The organism is Citrobacter sp. BIDMC107 (assembly GCF_001037575.1).
GTDB classification, from domain to species: Bacteria; Pseudomonadota; Gammaproteobacteria; order Enterobacterales; family Enterobacteriaceae; genus Citrobacter; species Citrobacter freundii.
The window spans coordinates 4,469,898-4,477,298 of sequence record NZ_KQ089848.1 but is presented as its reverse complement, the minus strand read 5'-3'; the positions used below and the strand labels follow the sequence as shown (position 1 = coordinate 4,477,298).

The 7,401-nt window shown below is 52.6% G+C and carries 5 protein-coding genes and 1 pseudogene; 1 reads left to right on the top strand and 5 read right to left on the bottom strand.

All coding sequences use genetic code 11. The features are described from left to right. The 4 genes and pseudogenes from cheB to tar all read right to left on the bottom strand — a co-directional run. Positions 1 to 312 (bottom strand): annotated as a pseudogene (gene cheB / locus SK39_RS20805) (protein-glutamate methylesterase/protein glutamine deamidase); the annotation flags it as partial. Then, positions 309 to 1,181 (bottom strand): protein-glutamate O-methyltransferase CheR, encoded by an 873-nt coding sequence (gene cheR, locus SK39_RS20800; RefSeq protein WP_003034649.1) that lies wholly within the window; start codon positions 1,179 to 1,181, stop codon positions 309 to 311. The pseudogene cheB and the gene cheR, both read right to left, overlap by 4 nt. Before the next feature lie 19 nt (positions 1,182 to 1,200). Further along, positions 1,201 to 2,802 carry a methyl-accepting chemotaxis protein IV gene (gene tap / locus SK39_RS20795; RefSeq protein ID WP_003844172.1) on the bottom strand — a complete coding sequence of 534 codons (1,602 nt, stop codon included), beginning with the start codon at positions 2,800 to 2,802 and terminating at the stop codon, positions 1,201 to 1,203. Positions 2,803 to 2,845: 43 nt separating this feature from the next. After that, complete coding sequence (gene tar, locus SK39_RS20790) at positions 2,846 to 4,501, bottom strand: methyl-accepting chemotaxis protein II (RefSeq protein ID WP_032936849.1); 1,656 nt, start codon at positions 4,499 to 4,501, stop codon at positions 2,846 to 2,848. Between the two features lie 406 nt (positions 4,502 to 4,907). Here tar and SK39_RS20785 point away from each other — a divergent pair, with 406 nt between their 5' ends. Further along, positions 4,908 to 6,179: a dicarboxylate/amino acid:cation symporter gene (locus SK39_RS20785; protein ID WP_003839151.1), complete on the top strand. Its 1,272-nt coding sequence runs from the start codon at positions 4,908 to 4,910 to the stop codon at positions 6,177 to 6,179. A 110-nt stretch (positions 6,180 to 6,289) separates the two neighbouring features. Here the strand turns inward: SK39_RS20785 and SK39_RS27610 are convergent. After that, the coding region (locus tag SK39_RS27610; protein ID WP_048217432.1) for an autotransporter outer membrane beta-barrel domain-containing protein at positions 6,290 to 7,401 on the bottom strand (1,112 nt) is incomplete at its 5' end.

Here is a 7,401-nt window from a genome sequence, read left to right as displayed (position 1 = left end):
AAAGTCAATCGCCCCCAGTTCCAGGGCCCGCAGCGTGACCTCAGAACCTTTACCGGTCAGTGAAGAAACCATAACCACCGGCATCGGACGCAGGCGCATCAACTTCTCAAGGAAATCGAGGCCGTCCATGCGCGGCATTTCCACGTCCAGCGTCAGGACGTCGGGATTGTATTTTTTGATTAAATCCCGGGCGACCAACGGATCCGGCGCCGTCGCCACCATTTCCATATCACTGTGGCTGTTAATAATTTCGGTCATGATTTGACGCATCAATGCAGAATCATCTACCGACAACACCCTGATTTTACTCATGCTTTATCCTTACCTGGCGCATGCGCATACACGGTCTGTCCACGCAGGCTAAACTCGCGCACAAGGTTGCTAAAGTTTTCTGAATGACCTGCAAACAGCAGTCCGTCAGGTTTAAGAAGTGGAACAAAACGGTGCAAAATGTCCTGCTGCGTCGTTTTATCGAAATAGATCATTACGTTACGGCAAAATATGGCATCAAAAGGGCCTGGCACGTTGTACTGCTTATCCAGTAAATTGACGCTGGAAAATTCAACATGACCTGCCAGTTCCTGCCGAACGCGTACCAACCCTTCATGCGGCCCGGTGCCGCGCATGAAATAACGCTGCAACTGCTGGGGTGACAGCGTCTTTAGCTCATCGAGGCGGTAAATGCCGTTTCTGGCCTTTTCCAGCACTTCGGTATCAATGTCGCTGGCAAAAACACGCCAGCGGCCCGGTGCCATACCTAAGGTATCGGCAAGCGTAATCGCAATGCTGTAGGGTTCTTCTCCGGTTGATGCCGCCGCGCTCCAGACGCGGTATTCACCGCTGCGCCGACGAGCATGATCTGACAGCACCGGAAAATGATGCCCTTCGCGAAAAAATGCGGTCAGGTTGGTAGTCAGGGAGTTAATAAAAGCCTGCCACTCAGCACTGTTCTGGTTAGCTTCCAGCATGCTGAGATAGCGACCAAAGTCATCCAGCCCCAGGGTACGCAAACGGCGGACCAGGCGGTTATAAACCATATCCCGCTTGTGGTCGGCCAGTACGATCCCCGCACGCTGGTAGATTAATTGACATATCCGACGAAAATGCGCGTCAGACAGCGCGAGGCGCTGTGTCATCTGTAACAATAATGACGTTTGCCCGGTGGGCAGAGATGATGTCATAGCGCCTTCTCAATCACATTCAGGATACAACGGGCACAACCTGCGGCTGCGCCAACTCTTGTTTTGCTACGGTTTGCTCTTCAAGCTTGAAAAATGCGACACAGGCGGAAAGATTATCGGCCTGTGTAGCGAGTTGTCCGGTGGCGGATGCGGCTTCTTCCACCAGCCCGGCGTTTTGCTGCGTCACTGAGTCCATCTGGCTGACGGCCTGCGCCACCTGCTCAATGCCTCTGCGCTGTTCATCGGATGCCGAGGCAATCTCGCCCATGATGTCGTTAACCCGGGTCACCGAACTGACAATTTCCGTCATCGTGCGCGACGCCATATCCACCAGTTGCGAGCCCTGATGCACCCGGGTGACTGACTCCTCAATGAGCCCCTTAATTTCTTTCGCCGCCTGCGCGCTACGGCTTGCCAGATTACGCACTTCACCAGCGACGACGGCAAAACCACGCCCTTGCTCCCCTGCCCTGGCGGCCTCGACCGCGGCATTCAACGCCAGGATATTGGTCTGGAAGGCAATGCTGTCAATCACGCCGATGATGTCGCCGATTTTCTGCGAGCTGGCAGAAATCTCATGCATGGTGCTGGCAACCCGGGACGTCTGCTCGCCACCTTTATGCGCTGTGTCTGCCGCACTTTTGGCGATCCCTGACGCCTGGCGCGCGTTATCAGCGTTCTGGCCGACAGTGGCGGTAAGTTGTTCCATGCTGGCTGCCGTTTGTGCCAGCGCGGCCGCCTGCTGTTCGGTTCGCGAAGATAAATCGTTATTGCCCATCGCGATTTCTGAAATACCGCTATGCATGGCTGAGCTGCCCTGACGAACGTCATTTACTGTTTCGCGTAATGCCTTTTGCATCTTCTGCAGGCTGGCAAAAATGGCCGAGATCTCATTGCGCCCATAAACCGCTACTGGCCGTGCCAGATTCCCGGCGGCAATACTGTCGAAATGGCTGCCAATAATCGCCAGCGGCTGAACAATCATCTTGCGTGACCAGAACAGCGCACCGCTGGTGAGCAGTGCTGCCAGGACCACCATGGTGGCGAAAATCACCCCCGACATATGGTAATTGCGCTGACTCTGCTCTCCTGCCGTTTGCAACACGCGGTCGATGTTGCTCTGCCACGCATTCACATTCGCATCAAAAGCATCTTGAGCCGCCTGCACCGGCGCGGTCAGAAAATCTGACAACTGATTGTTTTCAAGCCAGGTGGCCTGATGCGCGAGATCGCTTTGCCACTGGTTGAAACTTTTCTCCGTCGCGCTAAACAGCGCCTTGCCTTGTTCCGTCGAATCCGACGTCGCCATAAAGTGTTTAAACATCAATTCAGACTGCGCCAGGCTGTCGCGCGCAAGGGTCATCAGGGTTTTGATGTCCTCTGGCGGATAGCTCAGGGCGGTCAGCGTCCCTGCCTTATTAAGGGCCGTACTGGCCTGTAATAACACAGCGCGGGTTTGGGCCAGCGCAGCGCGTTGCTGATTACTCCGTTCGACCTGATTCAGGTTCTGAAAACCGTCCCGAAATGCCCAGAAGGACAAGCCATTACTGCCAATCTGCAAAACACCGCAGAGGATTAAAATCAAAAACAGCGTGGTCGAAATTCGAATACGATTAAACATCAACGCTCCCATCAGGCGGCACTGGCCGCGGTTTAACTGTCAGTCAAAATGTTTCCCAATTCGTATCTTGTTCAATGCTCTGGCGCGGATAGGATGCGCTCGGCGCTGCAGGTAATCGTGTATCGCGTGGTTTTGTCGAGGCCGGACGTGATGCAAGACGGAAAGTCGATACCGACTGCGTCAGGCGACTGGCCTGTTCTTCAAGAGCGGCCGCTGCGGCAGCCGACTCCTGTACCAAAGAGGCGTTCTGCTGCGTAACGCGATCCATTTCAGAGACCGCGAGCGCAACCTGATCAATCCCCCGGCTTTGCTCGTCGGAGGCCGAGGCAATCTCACCCATGATATCGGTCACCCGCGTCACGGCATTGACGATGTCGTTCATCGTTTCCCCAGCGCTTTCTACCAGTACAGAACCGGTATCAACCCGGGAAACGGAATCTTCAATCAACGCTTTAATCTCTTTCGCCGCCTGCGCACTGCGGCTTGCCAGATTACGCACTTCGCCCGCCACCACGGCAAAGCCGCGGCCTTGCTCACCGGCGCGGGCAGCTTCAACCGCCGCGTTCAGTGCGAGAATGTTGGTCTGAAAGGCAATGCCATCGATGACGCTAATAATGTCGGCAATTTTCTTCGAGCTATCGGCAATTTCGTGCATGGTGTTCACCACGCTATCAACCACTTTGCCGCCATGCTGCGCGGTATCCGAGGCGCTTTTCGCCAGTTGCGAGGCCTGACGCGCGTTGTCCGCGTTTTGCTTCACGGTTGCGGTCAGCTGTTCCATGCTGGCTGCGGTTTCCTCCAGCGCTGACGCCTGCTGTTCCGTACGAGATGAGAGATCCGTGTTTCCGCTGGCAATTTCGCTGGTACCAGAATAAATCGCATCAGAGCCTTCACGCACCAGAGTGACGGTTTCCGTCAGCGAGCGCTGCATATGATCAACCGTACTGGCCAGCTCGCCGATTTCGTTACGACCACTAACGGCGAGAGTTGCGGTCAGGTTACCGCTGGCGATTTCCCGAATATGGGCAATAACACGGGACAGAGGATTAAGCAGGGTATGACGGATGCCGTACCAGACCACCACCAGAATCAGCACCAGCACTACGGCCAGCACGCCAAGCTGCCATTGGGCGAAATGGTAATCCCGCGCGCTTTGATCAAATGCCTGAACGTAAAGCTTTTCGCTAACGCTGGCGTACTTGCCCAGCGCCTCGCCGAGCGCGTTTTGCATTCCCTGCGTAGGCTGCGCAAAGTAGGCGTCCATATTGCCGCTTTCCAGAAACTGAACCAGTTCTGCCAAGGCCGCATGGTACTGCTGATATTTTTCCTCAATGTTGCCGCTGGCTTCTGCCATTTCCGGCAACGGTGTGATGTTTTTAAATTTTGCGTAATGCGTTTCAGCCTGCGCCAGCGATGCTTTCGCATTCTTCAGCAGATCGTTTTTGGCGCTGCTTTGCTGGTTAGACGCATCCATCATCATGCGCGCAGAAGAACGGCTTAAATTGATTCGTGTTTGCAGCATCAGATCCCATGTTGAGGTAAGTTCACTTTGCTGCTGTCGAAGATCGTTAGAAATAACAAAACTTTGCTGATTCTGCTGCAATGAAGAAAACAACAGACCACCGGAAACAAGCTGTAGCAGTGCGAAAACCCCCAGCACCATCATCAGCATTGTGACAACGCGGATACGGTTAAACATAAGGCACCTTCCTGAAAACGAGTTATCAACGTTATCGGCAGTGGCTGAGATAACTTTACGTTTGCAAAAAGGAAATCCTGAAGGGATGTGAAGCCTGGCGAGGGGAAGGTAAAACTGGTGTGCAGCAACTACAAATTACTCACATAAAAACACCATAATTATCATGCAAATAACATTCATACTCATCGGTGAGCACGGCCAGATTGGCTGAAATACACTTTTTTGTGTGATTTGGATCACACATACGCATCGTAAATACCACAACAAAATGGATAAAAAATTAAAAAAAGTTGTATCCGTTTACGCTTTAATCCAATTTATATGATGAATACTTCGTTACCACTTAATAAGTATAAAAAATGAGTAACAGATCAATAAATGTTAAATCCTTACTGAGGGCTTTTTAGTGGCAAATGCAAACAAACTCACGTTGTTTATCGTGATCTTCATGCTGGCGGGGATCCTGTCGGGTGCGGTGATCCACTCTTATGCCTCTCCCGGCGTTGTGACCGCCTGGGCCGATAATATTACGCTTCTCACCGACATCTTTTTACGTCTGATTAAGATGGTGATTGCGCCTTTAGTATTCAGCACCCTGACCGTTGGTATTATGCGCCTGGGGGAAACGTCCACCATCGGTCGCGTGGGCGGCAAAGCGATGATCTGGTTTATCAGCTCTTCTGTATTGTCTATTCTGGTCGGTCTGTTTGTGGTTTCCCTTGAGCAACCCGGGAGCGGGTTAAACCTTGCGATCCCGCTGGAAGCCACCGACACCGGTCTGGCCGTAGGCGGCATGAGCCTGAAAGGTTTTCTGACACATACCATTCCAACCAGCATAGCCGAGGCAATGGCTAACAATGAGATCCTGCAAATCGTGGTGTTCTCAATGTTTTTCGGTATTGGTGGAGCATCGCTCGGAGAGAAATTTAACGCTCCGCTGGTTGCCGCGCTGGATGTGGTTTCCCACATTATGCTGAAAGTGACCGGCTACGTGATGTACGTCGCGCCGCTGGCAATTTTTGCCGCCATCTCTTCCGTAATCTCTACCCAGGGTCTGGGGATCCTGCTTAACTATGCATCGTTTATCGGCGGCTACTATGTGGCGATTTTGCTGACCTGCCTGGTTCTGTTGGCGGTGGGTTATGTCATGCTGAAAAAAGAGGTCTTTCGCCTGGTGAGCATGCTGAAAGACCCGGTTCTGGTCGCATTCACCACCAGCAGCTCTGAGGCCGCTTATCCGAAAACGCTGGAGCAATTAACTAAATTTGGCTGCTCACCCAACATCGTGTCATTCGTGCTGCCTATCGGTTATTCGTTTAACCTGGTCGGTTCCATGGTCTATTGTTCATTTGCCTCCATGTTTATCGCGCAGGCCTATAATATTCACCTCTCTTTCGCAGAAATCACCGTCCTGATGCTGACGCTGATGCTGGCGTCCAAAGGAATTGCCGGTGTGCCGCGTTCAGCGCTGGTGGTACTGGCGGCAACCATCCCAAGCTTCAATATTCCGGTTGCCGGGATCCTGTTACTGATGGGAATTGACCACTTCCTGGATATGGGACGTTCAGCTATCAACGTATTAGGTAACGGGATTGCAACGGCGATGCTGGCGCAGGATGAAGGTTTACTGGAAGAAAGCGAGTCTTCAGAAAACATCACAGAACAAATTAAGGCTTAGCTTTTTTAAGACAAGAGCAAGCTAAGTAAACAAGAGCAGCAAATCAACAAAGATTACCCCAGCCATAGACTGGGGTATTTCAACAACACCTGGATGATAATTTACATCAATTACCAGCTGTAACGTACGAGCAAACTACCGCTGAGATCGCCATAGTCATTACGTCCTTTTTGACCCGCCACTTGTCCAGTGATACTCCACTGGCTATTCAAATTCGCCTGGATACCCACTTTCACCTCGGCGCGATCTGCCGGAAGATCCTGCTTCACCTCAGCACCATCAAATGCTACGCCAACATCATCACTGGTGTGTAACCAGTTCACCTCTGCAAACGGCTGGATCACCGACGTCGTATTCTTGTGCAGCTTGCCATCTACCCGCAGTCCGAGGCGCGTGGTCCAGCTGTCCCCGTTTTGTCCATCAATACGCGTTCCATTCTGTGCGACAGCGTCCGCTTTAAATTGCTGCCATGTCGCCTGAGCCTGCGGCGTCAGGCTGACGACATTATAGTTTGCAAGTATGATGTCGTACCGATAGCCCGTTTCCAGAGAGACCGCGCTCGCCGCCGAATCATAATCTGTTGACCCGACATCGCCGTTATCGACGCTGTTATTGTAGAGCCCGTACTGGTACCAACTGTCCACGTACAGGCCGCTGTGATTTTTCGCATCCGCAAACCAGGTGGCATAAGCGCCAAGATTATAACCGGCTACGTTACCACTGGCAGAGAACCGGCTCCCATCTGCACCACGGTTACCCGTACTGTCCGTGTCGGCGTGAATATAACTCACCATCAGCCCCGCCTTCAGGCTCTGCTCACCATTATCCCAGCTAAGCACATCACCACCGATTTGCAGTTGCGAATAAGTGTTGTCAATATCCACATGACCGTCTGCAGCTGTTGACGACGCTTCACCCGCTTTAAAGCGCAGCCACATACCGCCGTCACCTGTACGTAATTGACTCCCTTCGCGATCATAAAGGGTCTGCATTTGCAGATTACGCGCCATCCACTGGTTGCCCAGATAAGCGCCAATATCAGCCCGATATTGCGGTTCTACCGGTTTAATATCACCACCATCGTCCGGGTATACCGGCGTGACATCACCGCCATCGTCCGGGTATACCGGCGTAACATCATCGCCATCATCCGGGTATACCGGCGTGACATCACCGCCATCGTCCGGGTATACCGGCGTAACATCATCGCCATCATCCGGGT

What these genes read in the sequence shown, in the direction of transcription:
- cheR (WP_003034649.1), bottom strand. Translation starts at nt 1,181, where the DNA reads ATGACATCATCTCTGCCCACCGGGCAAACGTCATTATTGTTACAGATG.
- tar (WP_032936849.1), bottom strand. Translation starts at nt 4,501, where the DNA reads ATGTTTAACCGTATCCGCGTTGTCACAATGCTGATGATGGTGCTGGGG.
- tap (WP_003844172.1), bottom strand. Translation starts at nt 2,802, where the DNA reads ATGTTTAATCGTATTCGAATTTCGACCACGCTGTTTTTGATTTTAATC.